Annotated in this window: 12 protein-coding genes; 6 read left to right on the top strand and 6 right to left on the bottom strand. The window is 69.4% G+C overall.

Features of this window, described 5'->3' with window-relative positions:
- The first annotated feature begins 267 nt into the window (after positions 1-267).
- Positions 268-1,794: a non-reducing end alpha-L-arabinofuranosidase family hydrolase gene (locus BM417_RS06070; RefSeq protein WP_093588791.1), complete on the top strand. Its 1,527-nt coding sequence runs from the start codon at positions 268-270 to the stop codon at positions 1,792-1,794.
- 81 nt (positions 1,795-1,875) lie between these two features.
- Here the strand turns inward: BM417_RS06070 and BM417_RS06065 are convergent, their stop codons facing one another.
- Entirely contained in the window at positions 1,876-3,006 is a 1,131-nt protein-coding gene (locus tag BM417_RS06065) for a serine hydrolase domain-containing protein (RefSeq protein WP_093588790.1), read from the bottom strand.
- Positions 3,007-3,230: 224 nt separating this feature from the next.
- On the opposite strand from BM417_RS06065, the gene chvE reads away from it, so the two are divergent.
- Entirely contained in the window at positions 3,231-4,325 is a 1,095-nt protein-coding gene (gene chvE, locus BM417_RS06060) for a multiple monosaccharide ABC transporter substrate-binding protein (RefSeq protein ID WP_093588789.1), read from the top strand.
- A 47-nt stretch (positions 4,326-4,372) separates the two neighbouring features.
- Here the strand turns inward: chvE and BM417_RS06055 are convergent, their stop codons facing one another.
- From BM417_RS06055 to BM417_RS06040, 4 genes are all read right to left on the bottom strand, one after another.
- Positions 4,373-5,227, bottom strand: a complete 855-nt coding sequence (locus BM417_RS06055; RefSeq protein WP_177320308.1) for a DUF1963 domain-containing protein — start codon at positions 5,225-5,227, stop codon at positions 4,373-4,375.
- A gap of 34 nt (positions 5,228-5,261) precedes the next feature.
- Positions 5,262-7,943 (bottom strand): AAA family ATPase, encoded by a 2,682-nt coding sequence (locus tag BM417_RS06050; protein WP_093588787.1) that lies wholly within the window; start codon positions 7,941-7,943, stop codon positions 5,262-5,264.
- Positions 7,944-7,968: 25 nt separating this feature from the next.
- Positions 7,969-8,652: a DUF2306 domain-containing protein gene (locus BM417_RS06045; RefSeq protein ID WP_093590738.1), complete on the bottom strand. Its 684-nt coding sequence runs from the start codon at positions 8,650-8,652 to the stop codon at positions 7,969-7,971.
- A 218-nt stretch (positions 8,653-8,870) separates the two neighbouring features.
- Positions 8,871-10,028 carry a mandelate racemase/muconate lactonizing enzyme family protein gene (locus BM417_RS06040; protein WP_093588786.1) on the bottom strand — a complete coding sequence of 386 codons (1,158 nt, stop codon included), beginning with the start codon at positions 10,026-10,028 and terminating at the stop codon, positions 8,871-8,873.
- Between the two features lie 74 nt (positions 10,029-10,102).
- On the opposite strand from BM417_RS06040, the gene BM417_RS06035 reads away from it, so the two are divergent.
- From BM417_RS06035 to BM417_RS06020, 4 genes are all read left to right on the top strand, one after another.
- Complete coding sequence (locus tag BM417_RS06035) at positions 10,103-10,846, top strand: FadR/GntR family transcriptional regulator (RefSeq protein ID WP_245821730.1); 744 nt, start codon at positions 10,103-10,105, stop codon at positions 10,844-10,846.
- A 196-nt stretch (positions 10,847-11,042) separates the two neighbouring features.
- Entirely contained in the window at positions 11,043-12,425 is a 1,383-nt protein-coding gene (locus BM417_RS06030) for an extracellular solute-binding protein (RefSeq protein ID WP_245821729.1), read from the top strand.
- On the top strand, positions 12,422-14,431 hold the full coding sequence (locus BM417_RS06025; RefSeq protein WP_093588783.1) for an ABC transporter permease: 2,010 nt from the start codon (positions 12,422-12,424) through the stop codon (positions 14,429-14,431). Before BM417_RS06030 ends, BM417_RS06025 begins: the two co-directional genes overlap by 4 nt.
- The gene (locus BM417_RS06020; protein WP_093588782.1) at positions 14,428-15,699 is read left to right on the top strand and encodes a mandelate racemase/muconate lactonizing enzyme family protein; all 1,272 of its coding nucleotides are present in this window, start codon (positions 14,428-14,430) and stop codon (positions 15,697-15,699) included. The genes BM417_RS06025 and BM417_RS06020 overlap by 4 nt, the downstream gene beginning before the upstream one ends.
- Before the next feature lie 60 nt (positions 15,700-15,759).
- Here BM417_RS06020 and BM417_RS06015 read toward each other — a convergent pair whose 3' ends face one another.
- A complete protein-coding gene (locus BM417_RS06015) occupies positions 15,760-16,500 on the bottom strand; it encodes a ribonuclease activity regulator RraA (RefSeq protein ID WP_093588781.1) in 741 nt (246 codons plus the stop codon).
- Positions 16,501-16,517: the final 17 nt, after the last annotated feature.

The raw sequence follows: 16,517 nt of genomic DNA, 5'->3' as shown, positions 1-16,517 counted from the left end.
TCTATTCGGAATCGGTGCGCATAGCGGGAACGAAATAGCGTCGCGCTTAGCGTGTGGAGCCAGTCGAATGCATTCGACACTTCTTGACCGGACGGAGATCCTCCTCCACAGTTTGACGGACGCGACCGGTATCCGCAGCAGTGGCACCTCTGCGACGTAATCACTGTTCGTTCAGAAAGCGTGCGATCGGCCACTCGGCGCAAGTGGCCGGTCGAATGGTGCCTCCGGTCGGGGTTCTCGCTCACCTCAACGAAGAGGAGCACGCTCATGGCCGGATCAGGCCATCACCCGTCCACCTCCGTCCCCCGCGCCGGCAGACGTCGAGTGGCGGGCGTCACCGCCGTCGTGGCCGTCCTGCTCGGCGGTCTCGTGGCGGCTTTCAGCGCGACGCCCGTGTCGGCGGCGACCGTCGACACCTCCGCCTGGTACGTGCTGGTCAACCGCAACAGCGGCAAGGCTTTGGACGTCTACAACCTCGCCACGAACGACGGCGCGCGCATCACCCAGTGGACCCGCAACGACGGAAACCAGCAGCAGTGGCAGTTCGTCGACTCGGGCGGGGGCTACTACCGGGTGAAGTCACGGCTGTCGGGCAAGGTCCTCGACGTCTACAACTTCTCGACCGCGGACGGCGGCAACATCGTCCAGTGGGCGGACGGCAACGGCACCAACCAGCAGTTCCGCCTCGCCGACTCCGACAGCGGCCACGTGCGCCTGATCAACCGCAACAGCAACAAGAGCATCGAGGTCCAGGGCGGCTCGACCACCGATGGCGCCAACGTCGTCCAGTACAGCGACTGGAACGGCGCCAACCAGCAGTGGCAGCTCGTCCGCGTCGGTGGCGGCACGGGCCCCACCACCACGACGACCACTCCGCCGGGCGGCACGTGTCAGCTCCCGTCGAGCTACCGCTGGTCGTCGACCGGCTCGCTGGCGACTCCGAAGCAGGGATGGGTGTCGCTCAAGGACTTCACCCACGTCCTCCACAACGGCAAGCACCTGGTCTACGCGACGACGCACGACACGGGAACGACCTGGGGCTCGATGAACTTCGGGACGTTCACGAACTGGTCGGACATGGCCTCGGCCAGCCAGAACGGGATGAGCACGGGCGCGGTCGCCTCGACGCTGTTCTACTTCGCGCCGAGGAACATCTGGGTGCTCACCTACCAGTGGGGCCCGACCGCTTTCAGCTACCGGACGTCGAACGACCCCACCAACGCGAACGGGTGGTCGTCGCCGCAGACCCTGTTCACCGGAAGCATTCCCAACTCCGGCACGGGCCCCATCGACCAGACGCTCATCGGTGACGACACGAACATGTACCTGTTCTTCGCCGGTGACAACGGCAGGATCTACCGGGCCACCATGCCCATCGGGAACTTCCCTGGCAGCTTCGGCTCGTCCTGGACGCAGATCATGAGCGACACGACGGCCAACCTGTTCGAGGGCGTCGAGGTCTACAAGGTCCAGGGCCGGAACCAGTACCTCATGATCGTCGAGGCGATGGGGAACAACGGGCGCTACTTCCGCTCGTTCACGTCCAGCAGCCTCAGCGGTTCCTGGACACCGCAGGCCGCCACCGAGAGCAACCCGTTCGCCGGCAAGGCCAACAGCGGCGCCACCTGGACCAACGACATCAGCCACGGCGACCTCATCCGCGCCAACCCGGACCAGACCAAGACCATCGACCCCTGCAACCTTCAGCTCCTCTACCAGGGTCGCGACCCCAACTCCGGCGGCGACTACGGCCTCCTGCCGTACCGGCCGGGTGTGCTGACGCTGCAACGCTGAGCGCCTGACACAGGTCATTGCACCGAGGCCGGCCTTCTCACCTCACCGGGGTGAGGGAGCCGGCCTCGTCCGGGTCCTGAGTCAGGTGAGCGCGTCGTACACGGCGGAAACGCAGGCCTCACTGCGGTTCGAGCCGATGATGCCGGGCGCCATGCGGTTCATCGCGTACGAGATGGTGAGCCGGCGCTCGAGGTCCATGATGATCATCGACCCGCCCCACCCACCCCAGAAACAGATCTTCCCGGCGGGGATCCAGGGAAGGGTCTCCTTCTTCGGCAACGCGAAACCCGTTCCCCAGCGGATCGGAATGCCGAGCACCAGGTCCACGCCGTCGGCCTGTTCCTCGAAGATCAGATCCAGGGTCGCGTCGCCGAGGAAGCGGGTGCCGTCGACGCTGCCGCCCCTGGCGATCACGGACAGCAGCCGGGCCACCGAACGGGCGTTGCCGTGGCCGTTCAGCGCGCCGATCTCCGCTCCGCGCCAGTCCGCTGTGTTGGCCGCACCGGCATCCACAGCAGGACCGGCGAACGTTCTGGCCGCGATGCTGCCCGGCTCGGGCAACCGCGCCGGCGGAGGCGGCGGGACGATCTCGGCGATGCGCGGCCAGTCCTTCTCGGCCGCGCCCAGCTGGAAGTCCGCCGCCAGCGGGCCGCTCAGCTCGTTCGCCACGAACTCGCGCAGCGTGCTGCCGGTGACCCGCCGGACCAGTTCGCCGAGGAGGTGGCCATAGGTGGCCGCGTGGTAACCCGCCGCGGTACCTGGTTCCCACCAGGGTTCCTGGCTTGCGAAGAGCGCCGTCGTGTCCGCCGGGGCGTAGAGATCGGTGAGCTTCACCGGTTGCTCGAGTCCGGAAAGGCCGGAGGAGTGCGACAGGAGGTGGCGGACCTCGATGACGTCCTTGCCCTGGTCGGCGAACTCCGGCCAGTACCGGGCAACTGGGGCGTGCGCGTCCAGCTGTCCGCGATCGATCAGCATCAGGGTCGCGAGACTGGTGACGGTCTTCGTCGTCGACCAGACGTTGACGATGGTGTCCCGTTCCCAAGCGGCGGTGCGTGCGGCGTCGCGGTAGCCGCCCCAAATGTCCACAACGGACTCACCGTCGATGTCCACGGCGAGAGAAGCGCCGAGCTCTTCACCGGTGGCGAGGTTGTTCTCGAACGCGGCGCGAACGGCATCGAAGCGACCGTCGTGCGTGCCGGAGGAGAGCGTCATGCCGTGACGTTAGAACCTGACGCCAGTGTCAGGTGCAAGGACTGATTCGAGATTCGAATCGGTGAACTGACAAGCGCGACAACGTCTTCGCGTCTTCGCTTGATTCGTCCAAGTTCGCTTGTTAACGTGCACAACCGCTTGTGGCGCGGATCACACAGAACCGTGCTTTCGGCCTGCCTCAACACCGTGGCGACCGTCAACGTTGATCCACGCGAGGAGCCGGAATGGGATGTCCGAAGGTCGCTGTGCTGGCTGTCGTGCTGTTAGTGGCGGCGTGCGGCGCACCAGCGGCCGGTGATCAGCCCAAGCCCGGTGACGGTGCGCTCGTGGGCGTCACCATGCCGACGACCAAGTCGGAGCGCTGGATCAGCGACGGTGAGAACATCAAGCGCGACCTGGAGTCGCGGGGGCACCGGGTCGACCTCCAGTACGCCGAGAACGACGTGCCCACCCAGGTGAAGCAGATCGAGGACCAGATCGCCAAGGGCGCGAAGCTCCTGATCATCGCCTCGGTGGACGGCTCGGCGCTGACCCAGCCGCTCGACACGGCCGCGAACGCCAGGATTCCGGTGATCGCCTACGACCGGCTTCTGCGCGGCAGCCCGTACGTCGACTTCTACGCGACGTTCGAGAACTTCCGGGTCGGCGTCTACCAGGCCGAGTCGCTGTTGACCGGGCTGGGCCTGCGCAGCCCGGACGCCGGCCCCGGCCCCGCGGCGGGTCCGTTCAACATCGAGCTGTTCGCCGGCTCGGCGGACGACAACAACGCGGCGTTCTTCTTCAACGGAGCCATGTCCGTGCTCAAGCCGTACCTCGACAACGGCAAGTTGGTGGTGCGCAGCGGTCAGACGGAGTTCCAGGCTGTCACGACCCTCCGGTGGGACGGCGAGACCGCCCGCAAGCGCATGGAGGAGATCCTCGGCACGGCCTACCGCCGTGCCAAGGTGAACGGCGTGCTCTCGCCCTACGACGGCATTTCCCTCGGCATCCTCACCGCGCTGAAGAACGGCGGCTACGGCCCCGCCTTCCCGATCGTGACCGGCCAGGACGCCGAGCTCGGCTCGGTGAAGTCGATTCTCGCCGACCAGCAGTACTCGACGATCTACAAGGACACCCGCGAACTGGCGAAGGCCACGGCGTCGATGGCCGAGGCCGTGCTGAAGGACCGCACGCCGCCGCAGCTGAACAACCTCACCGACTACGACAACGGCGTCAAGGTCGTCCCGGCCTTCCTGCTGAACCCGGTGAGCGTCGACAAGGCCAACTACCACAAGGTTCTCGTGGAGTCCGGGTACTACACCGACGACCAGCTCCGGTAGCCGCGTGAGCGTGGCGGTGACATCGCCGCCACGCTCACGCGCCGAGGTCAGGGATTCCAGTACCGCGTGACGAAGACGCGGTCGAAGCGCCGGGCGATCAGGTCCTCGCGCTGCACCGCCCAGTGGACGGTGGCGCCCTCCCAGCCCTCGATGTCGGTGTGCCAGTCGGCGAGAAGCACCCAGTCCGCGAAGTGCTCCGACACCTCGCCGTCCACCTCGCCCGCCTCCCGGGCTCGCAGGGCCGTGCTGATGACCGACTCGATCGGATCGTGGAGGTCCACCACCTCCTCGGAGGCGCAGCCGCCGATCTGGAGCGTGCCCCAGTCGCTCGCGTCGTCGCGGGCCTCGCGCAGGAGTTCGATCAGTGCGGCCGAGTACGGGGGCCACTTCGAGTCGTCCCACAGGCCGACGGTGAAGGCGTCGTCGCAGAAGTGGGGCAGCGACACGTCGGCCGCCGCCCGCAACGGACCCTGCGGGTACTGCTCGATCATGTCGCCGTAGTCGTCCTCGTCGGCCCACCAGGACACGTACCTGTCGCGCTCGGTCACGGCGGTTCCCGCGGGGACGTGGACCGCGCTGCCGACGTTGCCGTCGCAGTCGTCGTCCTCGGGGAAGGCGAACAGCAGCAGGTGACCGTCGGCAGGCAGGGGAAGCCCGGCGGCCTCGGCGGGCAGCGCCGCGAGGTCGAGGGATGCGACGAAGGGGTGGGAGGGGTCCGGGGCGTCGGCGGGGAGCAGGAGCGGACCTCCGAACTGGCCGACGACCGGCCCGTCCCCGCCGAGGTTCAGCCTGAGGCAGGGACGGGCGACAGCCGCCCACCGCTCCACCTCGTCGGCGGAGAACCCCTGTGCGACAGCCTTTTCACGGAAGGCAGCCAATCGATCTCGCGTTGTCGAACTCACCCCGGAGATCGTAGGACCACCGCGTACCGCGGTGTCATCGTGCGTGATCCGCGTCCGGACCGAGCACGCCGGGGTGGTCCCTGAGCTGCCGTCGGGAGGTCACCCCGAGCCTGTGGAAGATCGCCCGCAGGTGCGCGTCGACCGTGCGCTTGCTGATGAACAGCTGGGTGGCGACCTCGTTCGAGGTGGCACCGGAGGCCACCAGCCGGGCGACGGCCACCTGCTGGGTCGTCAGCTGCTCGTGGGCCTGTGCGGATCGGCGCTCGGCCCGCTGCCCGGCGGCACGCAGCTCGTCGGTGGCGCGTCCGGCGAACGCCTCCGCTCCTGCCGCCGACAGCAGTTCGTGCGCGGTCCGCAGTTCCCGGAGGCAGTCCTTCCTGCGTCCCTTGCGCCGCAGCCATTCTCCGTAGAGCAGATGTGCCCGGCCCTGGTAGGGGCGCAGGGGAGCCTCCGCGAGACACTCGACGGCTTCCCGGTAGTCGTCCTCGGCTCCTGTCACGAGACCGCGGGCGTACGCCGTGACTCCCTGGCCGAGCGCGGTCCCCGCCGCCTGCGTGCGTTCGGTCAACGACGCCAGCGCCCGTGTCGCCACAGCGGGTTCACGACATCGGACGGCGGCCTCGACGAGCTCGGGCAGGGCCGCTCCGGTGAGGAAGAGGTCGCCGTGCTCCGTCGCTTTGCGGGCCGCGGCCAGTGCGGCGGGGTAGTCGGCCATGCCGTTGTGCAGCAGGGCCGCGGACCAGTGCAGGCTCGCCGCCTGTGCCGCTCCGCCGGCCTGGACGAGGGCCAGGGTCTCCTCGCGGCGGCCTCTCATCGCCGCCAGCAGGAGCCGGTGGTACAGCAGCGGAGTGGCGCCGGTCGCGTCGGCGACCGCCTCCTCCTCCGCGGTCGCGGCGAGCGCCGGCCCCAGGTCGCCGGCGAGGGTGGCGCCGATGGCCTGCTGGGCGAAGGCGAGCCTGAGCAGCAACGGCGATCCCGACTCGCGGCCCGCCTTCACCAGCCACTCGGCGATGGCGAAGTGCGTGTCGAGGTCCCACAGTTCGGTGGTGATCATCGAGGCGAGCGCGGGACGCCGGCTCCACAACGGACCGCCCTCGGCGTGCAACGTCTCGCGCAGCAGCGGAAGCGCGGTGCGGTAGCCGTCCTCGGCCAGGGTGATCAGCGCTTCGAGCAGGTCCGGCGAGGTCGGCGCCGGTGCGGCTCGCGCTGCGGTGAGGACCTCGTCGACGTTCCCACTGCCACGGCCGACGACCAGGCTCATCTCGAGGGCGTCGAGAAAGCAGTCCCGCGCCCGGTCCGGGTCCAGCGCGGACAGCCGCCGCGCCGCGCTCACCGTCCACGACGGACCGCTGCCGTCGCCGGGACGGGTGAAGGCGATCCGGCCGCGCAACAGGTCGGTGCGGGCGCGCTGGAACTCGTCCAGCGAGGCGGGCTCGATGGTCGAGAGGAGGTCTGCCGCCCGGTCGGTGACGCCCGCTTCGATGCCGGCCTCCACGGCGGCCAGTGTTCGTTCGGCTCGGCGCCGCGGGTCGAGCGACAGCGCCGCCGCGCGGTCCAGGAACGCGGCCGCCGCCGCGACGCCCCCGCGTGACCGGGCCCGCGACGCGCAGTGCTCCAGGTCGGCCGCGACGGTCTCGTCCGGTCCGGCGCTCGCCTGGGCGCGGTGCCAGGCACGCCTGTCCGGCGCAGTGAGCGGGTCGGTGGCATCGGCCAGCGCGCCGTGCGCCGCGCGCCGTGCGCCGTCGTGGTCGGCGCGGTAGATCGCCGACCGTGCCAGCGGATGACAGAAGCGGATGCGCGCACCGAACTCGACCAGTCCGGCGGCAGCCGCGTCGGCACTGGCCACCGGGACGTCGACCCCCAGGTCCGCGGCGGCGGGCCACAGCAGGCCGGGATCGCCGGTGGGGTCCGCGCTCGCGATGGTGAGCAGCAGCCGTGCGCCGGCCGGCAGACCCGCCAGCCGCGCCCGGAACCCCTCCTCGATCCAGGACGGCACCGAGGACGCGGCGGGCAGGACGAAGCCACCGGCCAGCGGGAGTTCGAGCAGCGCCAGCGGGTTGCCGCCGGCCTCGGCGACGAGCCGGTCGCGAACCCGGTCGTCGAGGGGGAACGGGTGCCTCGCGGCGAGCAGGGCCTTGGCGTCCTCGTCGCTCAACCGGCCGACGTCCAGCCGTTCCAGCTCCGACAGTTCGCCCGCGACGAACGGTGAGCGGAGCGCGAGGACGACGGCGACGGGATCGGCCCCCGCGCGGCGGGCGAGAAAGGCCAGCGCCCGCGACGACGCCGCGTCCAGCCACTGCGCGTCGTCGACCACGCACAGGACCGGTCGTCCACCGCTCGCCGCCGTGACGAGGTCGAGGACCGCGAGCCCGACCTCGAAGGGCTGGGGTGTCCCGCCGGCCAGTCCGAACGCGATCCGCAGCGCTTCGCGCCGCCGTTGCGGCAGGCCGCCGAGACGATCGAGGATCGGGAGGCACAACTGGTGCAGTGCGGAGTAGGGGAGTTCCTGCTCGAACTCCGCGCCGCAGGCCTCGAGGACCTGGAAGCCGGAGGCCGCGCGCACCGCGTGCGTCAGCAACGTGCTCTTGCCGATGCCCGCCTCGCCGCACAGCACCAGCGAACCACCCCGGCCCGCACGCGCGGTACCGACGAGCTCGTCGACACGGCGTTTCTCGTCGTGCCGGCCGATCATCGCTTCGGCGGCGAGGCTGGCCATGGCGCTCATTCTCGCGGTCGGGACCTCATCCGCTGTGAGCCGGTACCTTCTCCCGCTTGCCGAGCGGCGCCAGGAAGCGCTGGATGATGAAGTACTCGGACACGAGCACGTTGCCGAGCAGCGACAGCCACGCGCTCACGGTGTAGACCTCCCGGTACTCGAGCCAGGTGACCGAGTTCATCAACGCGAGGAGCGGCAACTGGTAGAGCCGCAGGGTCACGGCGGCGAACGTCAGGGTGTAGTTGCGGATCATCCAGATCCGGTGCAGCTGCACCTCGCCCCGGCGGATCGTGCGGTAGGCCTTCGCGGCGGTGTACAGCCACGCGACGATCAGCACGAAGAAGACGACCTGCAACGCGAACCCGCTCTTCGTGACCGCGGACGAGTAGACCGCGGCGAGCGAGGCGGCGACGACCGAGATCAGGTAGACCCGCCCGGTCACCCGGTGCAGCCGCGGGTAGCGGTTCCTGAACTTCGGCACGAACTGCCACGGACCGGTGATCAGCGCGATGCCGGCGGGCACGGCGTGGATCACCAGGCTCGTGTAGTACCCCGGCGTGACCCGGTCGAGTCCCGGCACGGTCGTGCCTCCGGCCAGGTAGGGCGGTACGAAGATGCCGGCGGTGACCAGCGCCAGCGCGGCGACGAGCCCCCACCCGAACCACCACCAGCGCCTGCTGACGGTCCGTGACACGACTGCTGTGGACATGCGTTGATCCCACTTCCTGTGCGCGACGTTCGTCGGAAAGCCGCGGAAACGCAGGACCGTCACGTCGCCCAGGCATGGCGAGGGGATGCGTTCCGCGGCTTGATCCTCGATCGGCCGCGGGCGCGGGGCATCGGCACAACGTGCCTAACTTCGGGTGCCTGTCCAGGTGGAGGGTGCCGGGGCGCGCACCACGCGCCCCGGCCGGGTGATCGGCTCCGCTACTCGAAAACCCCGTAGCCCGCGACGGCGTGTGCCCGCACGCCGTCCATGTCGAGCTCCACGCCGATGCCGGGGGTGTCGGGCAGCGTGATGTAGCCGTCCTTCACGATCGAGCCGCTCCCGTCGGGGGCGTGGACGTAGCTGTCCCACACCGCGCGCTCATCGAGGGCGTGCCACTCCTGGACGAGGAAGTTGGGGATGGCTCCGCACAGGTGCGACGTGGCCATCGTGCCCAGCGGCGTCGACACCAGGTGCGGTGCGAACGGGATGTAGTGCAGCTCCGCGAGGTTGGCGATCTTCTTGGCTTCGGCGAGGCCACCGCACTTCGGCACGTCCGGCTCGATGACGTCCACGGCGCCGCGTTCGAGCAGGTCGCGGAACCCCCACCGCAGGTAGAGGTTCTCGCCCGCGCAGATCGGCGTGCGGGTCTGCGCGCGCACCCGCGCCAGCGCGTCTACGTTCTCCGCCGGCAGCGGTTCCTCGAGCCACATCAGGCGGAACGGTTCGAGCTCCCACGAGATCCGGCAGGCGCTCGGCACGTCGTAGCGGGCGTGCAGGTCGATGGCCAGATCGACGTCCGGTCCGATCGCCTCCCGCACGGCCGCCACGCGCTCGACCATCGAGCGCAGCTCGGCGTTGTTGATCGTGTGGTTGAAGGCGTCGAACTTGGCGGGGTGGTGGAGGTCGTCGATGTCGAACTTGATGGCGGTGAAGCCTTCCGCGACCATCCGCTGGGCCCGGTCGACGCACCCGGCGACCGAGCCCGCCGGGTCGTCGCCGTCGCCGCAGTCGGCGTAGAGGCGGATCCGGTCGCGGAACTTCCCGCCGAGCATCCGGTAGACCGGCTGACCCGCCGCCTTGCCCGCGAGGTCCCACAGCGCGAGCTCGATGCCGGACAGGGCGATCACGAACACCCCGCCCTGGGGGCCGGCGAAGACCTTGCCGCGGCGCAGCTTCTCCCAGCACCGCTCGACGTTGCGCGGGTCCTCGCCGATCAGGAGGGGCGTCAGGTGGTCGATCATTCCGACGACGGCACCCGCGCCGGCATCGGGATTGGCCTCGCCGAACCCGCTGAGGCCCTCGTCGGTGTCGATCCGGACCAGCGTGGCCTGGCCGTGGTAGTCCACCACCGCCGTCGTGACGTTGACGATCCGCATTGCTCTCCCGCCGCTGGGTAGTGCAGAGGAACGGACTCTGTCGCGATGTCCAACTTGTCCTATAAGCTGATGACATGCAAAGGGGACAAGAGTCTTCGGACGCTGTCAAGGTCCGGACTCTCCCGGTGCAGGTGGCGGCACACCTGACCCGGCGCATCGTCAGCGGCGAGATCGAGGACGGCCGGGCCCCGTCGGAGCTCGAGATCTCCCGGGAGTTCGGGGTGTCCCGCGTGGTGGCGCGGGAGACGCTCAAGATCCTCGCCTCGCTCGACATCGTCGACGTCGCGCAGGGCCGCCGCGTCACGGTGCGCCCCTGCGCGGAGTGGGACTACCTGAGCCCTTTGCTGATCGAGTGGCTGCCCACGGAGATCGTCGGCGAACTGCTGCAGGAGCTGCACCAGATGCGCGTGCTGCTCGAGCCGGAACTCGCCGCGATGGCAGCGGCAAGTGTCACCGACGAGACGCTGGCCCGGCTCAGGGAGGGGCTCGACCGCATGGCGGCGCTCGAGGGGGATCCCAACGCCTACCTCGAGGTCGACCACGAGTTCCACATGGAGATCTGCCGGGCGGCCGACAACCGCATCCTCGACCGGATCATGTACTCCGCCCGCTGGCTCGGCACGGCAAGCCGGCGCATCACCAACGAGGCACCGGCCGCGCTGCGCAAGGCCACCGCCGACCACACGGAGATCTACGAGGCGCTCGTGGCGCGTGACCCGTCAGGTGCCCGCGCGGCGATGCGCAAGCACCTGGCCAACAACTCCACGCTCCTCGCGGAAAAGGAGCAGCAGACGAAGCGCGCCGCCCGGCGGCGCTAGCGCACCGCACCGCACGAAAGCCTTCCGCATCACCAGTTCGGTGTTCCTCGCCTCATGAACGACCCGGCAGCGCGGCACTCGCCTCGCTGTCCCGCCGGTTGCAACGTCGCCCCGTCGGTACGCGTCCGCTCGGCCGGACGCGAGAGGAGTGGTCATGGAAGAGAAAACGGACTTGTCGAGGCGCACCTTCCTTGGGGTGAGCGCGCTGGGAGTGCTCGGTCTCGCCGGGTGCGGGGGTGGTCCCGCACCCACTCCGCAGGTCGACGTCCAAGTGCCCCAGGCGTTGCTCGACCAGGCGGCCTCGCTGCGCGGCGGGTCGGTGGGGATGCTCTCGCAGAAGCTCTACTCGGAGGCCGCCAACCAGGCACTGGACAAGTCGCTGCAGGTGTTCGCACAGGCCACCGGGACGACGGTCCGCAACGACCTGGTCTCCGGCGACGCGGGGGACATGGTCGCGAAGATGGACGCCGAGGTGAAAGCGGGCACCAGCCGCGATTTCGCCTTCGTGAGCGATCGGCGGTTCGTCGGCCAGCTCCACAACCTCGGCGCCCTCACCGACGTCACCGACGTGGTCGACGAGATGCGCAAGCTCTACGGGGAGCCCGCGACGGAGGCGAGCACCTACTGCGTGTTCGGCGGGCGCTGGTTCGCGATCCCTTACCACTTCATCGCGTCCGCGATGTACCTGCGCAAGGACTGGTACCAGGAGAAGGGGCTCGCGCTCAAGCCCCACTACACGTGGGAAGAGTTGCGCGACAACGCGTTGGCGGTCTCCGACCCGGCGAAGCGGCGCTACGGCTGGGGTCTCACGGTGAACCGCTCCGGCGACGCCAACGGCTTCATCGCGAACGTCGTCAACACCTACGGCGGGGCCATCGCGGACAACACCGGCACGAAGGTGGTGTTCAACTCGCCGGAGACCGTCGCCGCCGTCACGTTCATCGGCGACATCTACACGAACCCGAAGTACACGCCGATGCTGCCGCCGGGGATCGGCAGCTGGACCGACTCGAGCAACAACGAGAACTGGCTGGCCCAGATCCTGGGGCTCACGCTCAACCAGTTCAGCGTCTACGCCGACTCCAAGACCAAGAACAACCCGGTCTACGCCAACACCCACCCGTTCAACGGCGCCACCGGACCGGCGATCGACAAGCCGCTCGCGTTCGGCGAGTCCAACTCGTTCGTCGTGTTCAAGGGGGCGAAGAACCCCGATCTCGCCAAGCTGGTGGCGAAGTACATGGTCAGCGGGACCGCGCTGCTCGGTGTCGCGAAGGGAGCCCCGTGCCTGGTCAACCCCTCGTGGGACAAGGTGTGGGACTCCGACCCGTACTACACCAGCGGTGACCCGGCCTTCCCCGCGCTGCGGGAGCAGACCCGCACGCCGCTGCCGGTGGCCACGAAGACGGGCTTCGAGTTCCCCCAGGCCCCGAGCCCTGGTGAGCAGGCCGCCACCGCCGCCTACCTGCTCACCGACATGATGCAGTCGGTCATCCAGGGCACCCGGCCGGCCGACGCCGTCGCCGCGACCCACGCCCGGATCGTCCAGATCTTCGAGCAGCAGGGCTACAAGCAGTGACAGTCCTGCGTGAGCGGCCGGCGCCGGTTCGTCCGGCGCCGGGCGCGTCGCCCTCGCTCAGCACGTCGCAACGGCTGCTGGGGCGCGACTGGCGCCTCGCCGCCGTGTTCATCGGGCCGACGCTGGTGCTGGTCGCGGGTCTGATCCTGTTCCCGATCGTCAGTTCGGTCCTCACCAGCACCACGGAACGGCACGGCGCGGAGACGGTCTTCGTCGGGCTGGACAACTACACCGCCCTCATCGGCGACTCCTTGTTCCACAAGGGTGTGCTCAACTCGTTCGTCTTCACCGCGTACGCCGAGATCTTCAAGGTGACGCTCGGCCTCATCGCGGCGTTGATGCTGCACCACATGCGCCGCGGCCGGGCGATCATCGCCGGGGTGATCCTGCTGCCGTGGGTGGTGCCGACGGTCGTCACGGCCTTCACCTGGCGGTCGTTGTTCGACCCGATCTTCGGCAGCGTCAACGTCCTGCTCACCGACTCGGGGATCGGGCCGGCCCTCGCCGCGATCGGGCTCGTCGACTCCTGGCCCGCGGAGTGGCTGTCCGACCCCGCGCTCGCGATGCCGTCGGTCATCCTGGTCAACGTCTGGAAGGGCATCCCGTTCTTCACGGTGACGTTCCTCGCCGGGCTCAAGGCCATCGACGGCGGTCTCTACGAGGCGGCGGTGGTGGACGGCGCTTCGCCGTGGCAGCGCTTCGTGCACATCACGCTGCCGGGCCTGCGCCACATCATGATCGTGACGGTGTTGCTGTCGTCGATCTGGACGTTCAACAACTTCGACCTGATCTGGCTGATGACCCAGGGCGGGCCGGGGGACGCCACCGCCCCGTACGTGATGGTGGCGTACTCGAAGGCCATCCAGCAGCTGCAGCTGGGCGCGGGCGCCGCGGTCACGCTGGTGATGCTGCCGATCATCGGCATCCTCGTGGTGATCCTCGTGCGGATGATGCGGCGCAGCGACCTGCCGGGTGCGGGCGACCTGGGGCGCAGGCGGCTGACTCCCGCCCAGCGCAGGGCGCTGCCGTGGGTGATCGTCGTGGTCTCCACGCTCATCCTGGTCTGGGCGTCGCCGCACATCGTGTGGAAGGCCGCGCTCGTGCTGGGTGTGTTCGTGGTGCTCGCGGCCGCCGTCGGACGGGTCGTCTCCGTGCTCGCCGCGCGGGGCAACCGGCTGGCCGCACGCGTGGTCGGCGGCGCCGGCAGCGGGATCGCGCTCCTGGGTCTGCTGGGCTTCGTGCTCGCCCCGCTCTACTGGATGACGGTCACGGCCTTCAAGTCCGACAACCAGATCGTCGCGCGCACCGACGACCTCTGGCCGACCCCGTGGAGCACCGAGCAGTTCACCAACCTGTTCACGGGCAGGGCGTTCGGCACCTGGTACGTCAACACGATCCTGGTGTCGCTGGCGTCCACCGTGATCGCCCTGGTCTGCGCGGCACTGGCCGGCTACGCGTTGGCACGGCTGAAGTTCCGGGGTTCGGAGAGCTTCACGGTGACGATCCTGCTCACCTACGTGATGCCGGGCGGGCTGCTGTTCATCCCGCTGTACCAGATGATGAGCGGGATCGGGCTCAACGACTCGTTGTGGTCGCTGGTGCTGGCCTACCCCACGTTCACCCTGCCGTTCGCGACGTGGCTGCTCGTCGGCTACTTCAAGTCGATCCCGGCCGACCTCGAGGAGGCCGCGCTGGTCGACGGCTGCACGCGGTTCGGGGCGTTCATCCGGATCGTGCTGCCGCTGGCCAAACCGGGGCTGCTCGCGGTCGCGCTGTTCACGCTCACCAACGCGTGGAACGAGTTCCTGTTCGCCTTCGTGTTCATCACCAAGGACGACTACAAGACGCTGCCCGTCGGCATGCAGTCGATGATCTTCGGCGACGTCGTGCCGCAGGGACAGCTGGCCGCGGCCTCGCTGCTGATCAGCATCCCGGTCGTGACCATGTACGCGTTCGGGCAACGGTTCCTGACCGAGGGCCTCACCGCGGGGGCCGTGAAGGGATGAACACGGCGATTACGGAGGAGTACGTCGCGACCGCATCCCGGCCGAGCAAGCTGCGCATCACCGACCTGCGGGTGGCGAACCTGACCGGCGTGCCGTTCCGGTCGTCGATCATCAGGATCGACACCAACCAAGGGCTGACCGGCTACGGCGAGGTGCGCGACCAGGCCAGCGCCACCTACGCGCTCGTGCTCAAAAGCAGACTCGTCGGCGAGAACCCCTGCAACGTCGACAAGATCTTCCGCAAGATCAAGCAGTTCGGGCACCACGGCCGCCAGGGCGGCGGGGTCTCCGGCGTCGAGATGGCGCTGATGGACCTCGCCGGCAAGGCCTACGGGGTGCCCGCCTACGCGTTGATCGGCGGCCGGTTCCGGGACGAGATCCGTTGCTACGCGGACACTCCGTCGCTGCCGGACCCGCACGCGATGGGTGCCCGGCTGCTGGACCGCAGGCGGCGCGGGTTCACGATGCTGAAGATGGACGTGGGCGTCGAGCTGCTGTGGGACGTGCCCGGCGCGCTGATCGCGCCGCCGGGTGCCCGCGCGGACCTGACGACGATGCATCCGTTCACCGGCATCCAGGTCACCGCGAAGGGCGTCGACCACCTGGCGTCCTATGTGGACACCGTTCGCTCCGTCGTCGGCTACGACATCGCGCTGGCCGCCGACCACTTCGGCCACATCGCCCTCGACTCCTGCATCCGGATCGGCCGCGCGCTGGAGCCGTTCACACTGGCGTGGATCGAGGACCTGATCCCGTGGCAGCTGACCGACCAGTGGCGTCAGCTCACCGCGGCCGTCGCCGTCCCGACGTGCACGGGGGAGGACATCTACCTGCTCGAGGGTTTCCGGCCGCTGCTCGACGCCGGCGCCATCCGCGTCGTGCACCCCGACCCGGCGACGGCGGGCGGGATCGCGGAGACCAAGCGGCTCGGCGACTACGCGCAGGAACGCGGGATCGCGATGGCGCTGCACCTGGCGGCGTCACCGATCGCGACGATGGCGTGCGTGCACCTGGCCGCCGCCACGGAGAACTTCCTCGCACTCGAACACCACGCGGCCGAGGTGGAGTTCTGGAGCGACCTCGTCACCGGCCTACCGCGGCCACTGATCCAGAACGGCCACATCACGGTGCCGGACACGCCAGGACTGGGGTTCGGTGACGTCGACGAGGAACTGCTGGGACGCCACCTCGACCCGCGCGATCCGGTGTTCTTCGCCGAGACGACGCACTGGGACGCGGAGTCGAGCCACGACCGGCTGTGGAGCTGACGGTGTGGCCCAGAGCGTTTCACGCTCAGCACGGCGCTGGCGACGTTCCGGGCCACACCACTAGGCCCGGCCCTGCTCGGCGCGCCACCGCTCGTACTCCGGCCGGGCCTCCTCCGACAGCGGGTAGTACCGCCGCAGGTCGCCGCCCTCGGCCAGCCGGATCCGGGAGAACTCCTCCCATTCCGCGTGCTCCTGAGCCACCGCAACCAGAGCGGGCGCGAGCTTGATCGGCACCACCACCGCCCCGTCGTCGTCGGCGACGACGATGTCGCCCGGTACGACGAGCGTGCCACCGCACGCCACCGGCACGTTGACGGCGGCCGGGACGATGTCGGTCTGGGCGTGGAAGTTCGGTGTGGCGCCCCGGATCCACAGCCCGAGGCCGAGCTGCTTTGCCTCGCCGATGTCGCGCAGGCACCCGTCGATCACCACTCCGGCGCCGCCGCGGCCCTTGAAGTAGGTCAGCATCATCTCGCCGAACACACCGCTGCTCATGTCACCGCGCGCGTCGACGACGATCATGTCGCCGGGCTGGGCGTGGTACATGACGTGCCGGTGCAGCTGCTTCTCCGGCTCCTCGTACTCGTCGACGGGGTAGAGGTCCTCCCGCTTCGGCAGGAACTGCAGCGTCAGCGCCGGGCCGGCCACGCGCACGCCGGGGGTCACCGAGACCGGGCCGCGGATGAACGCGCTGCGAATGCCCATGCGGCTGAGCTCGGCGCTGGCCGTCGCACTGCCGATGGCCGCGAGGGCGGCACTGAGCTCGGCAGGCGGGCGAACGATGTCGTGCGTCTCGACCACGTCGGTAGCTCCTCGGA

Source organism: Lentzea waywayandensis, from assembly GCF_900115955.1.
Classification (GTDB): domain Bacteria; phylum Actinomycetota; class Actinomycetes; order Mycobacteriales; family Pseudonocardiaceae; genus Lentzea; species Lentzea waywayandensis.
This window is presented reverse-complemented; position numbering and strand designations above follow the sequence as displayed.

What these genes read in the sequence shown, in the direction of transcription:
- BM417_RS06070 (WP_093588791.1), top strand. Translation starts at nt 268, where the DNA reads ATGGCCGGATCAGGCCATCACCCGTCCACCTCCGTCCCCCGCGCCGGC.
- BM417_RS06065 (WP_093588790.1), bottom strand. Translation starts at nt 3,006, where the DNA reads ATGACGCTCTCCTCCGGCACGCACGACGGTCGCTTCGATGCCGTTCGC.
- chvE (WP_093588789.1), top strand. Translation starts at nt 3,231, where the DNA reads ATGGGATGTCCGAAGGTCGCTGTGCTGGCTGTCGTGCTGTTAGTGGCG.
- BM417_RS06050 (WP_093588787.1), bottom strand. Translation starts at nt 7,943, where the DNA reads ATGGCCAGCCTCGCCGCCGAAGCGATGATCGGCCGGCACGACGAGAAA.
- BM417_RS06045 (WP_093590738.1), bottom strand. Translation starts at nt 8,652, where the DNA reads ATGTCCACAGCAGTCGTGTCACGGACCGTCAGCAGGCGCTGGTGGTGG.
- BM417_RS06040 (WP_093588786.1), bottom strand. Translation starts at nt 10,028, where the DNA reads ATGCGGATCGTCAACGTCACGACGGCGGTGGTGGACTACCACGGCCAG.
- BM417_RS06035 (WP_245821730.1), top strand. Translation starts at nt 10,103, where the DNA reads ATGCAAAGGGGACAAGAGTCTTCGGACGCTGTCAAGGTCCGGACTCTC.
- BM417_RS06020 (WP_093588782.1), top strand. Translation starts at nt 14,428, where the DNA reads ATGAACACGGCGATTACGGAGGAGTACGTCGCGACCGCATCCCGGCCG.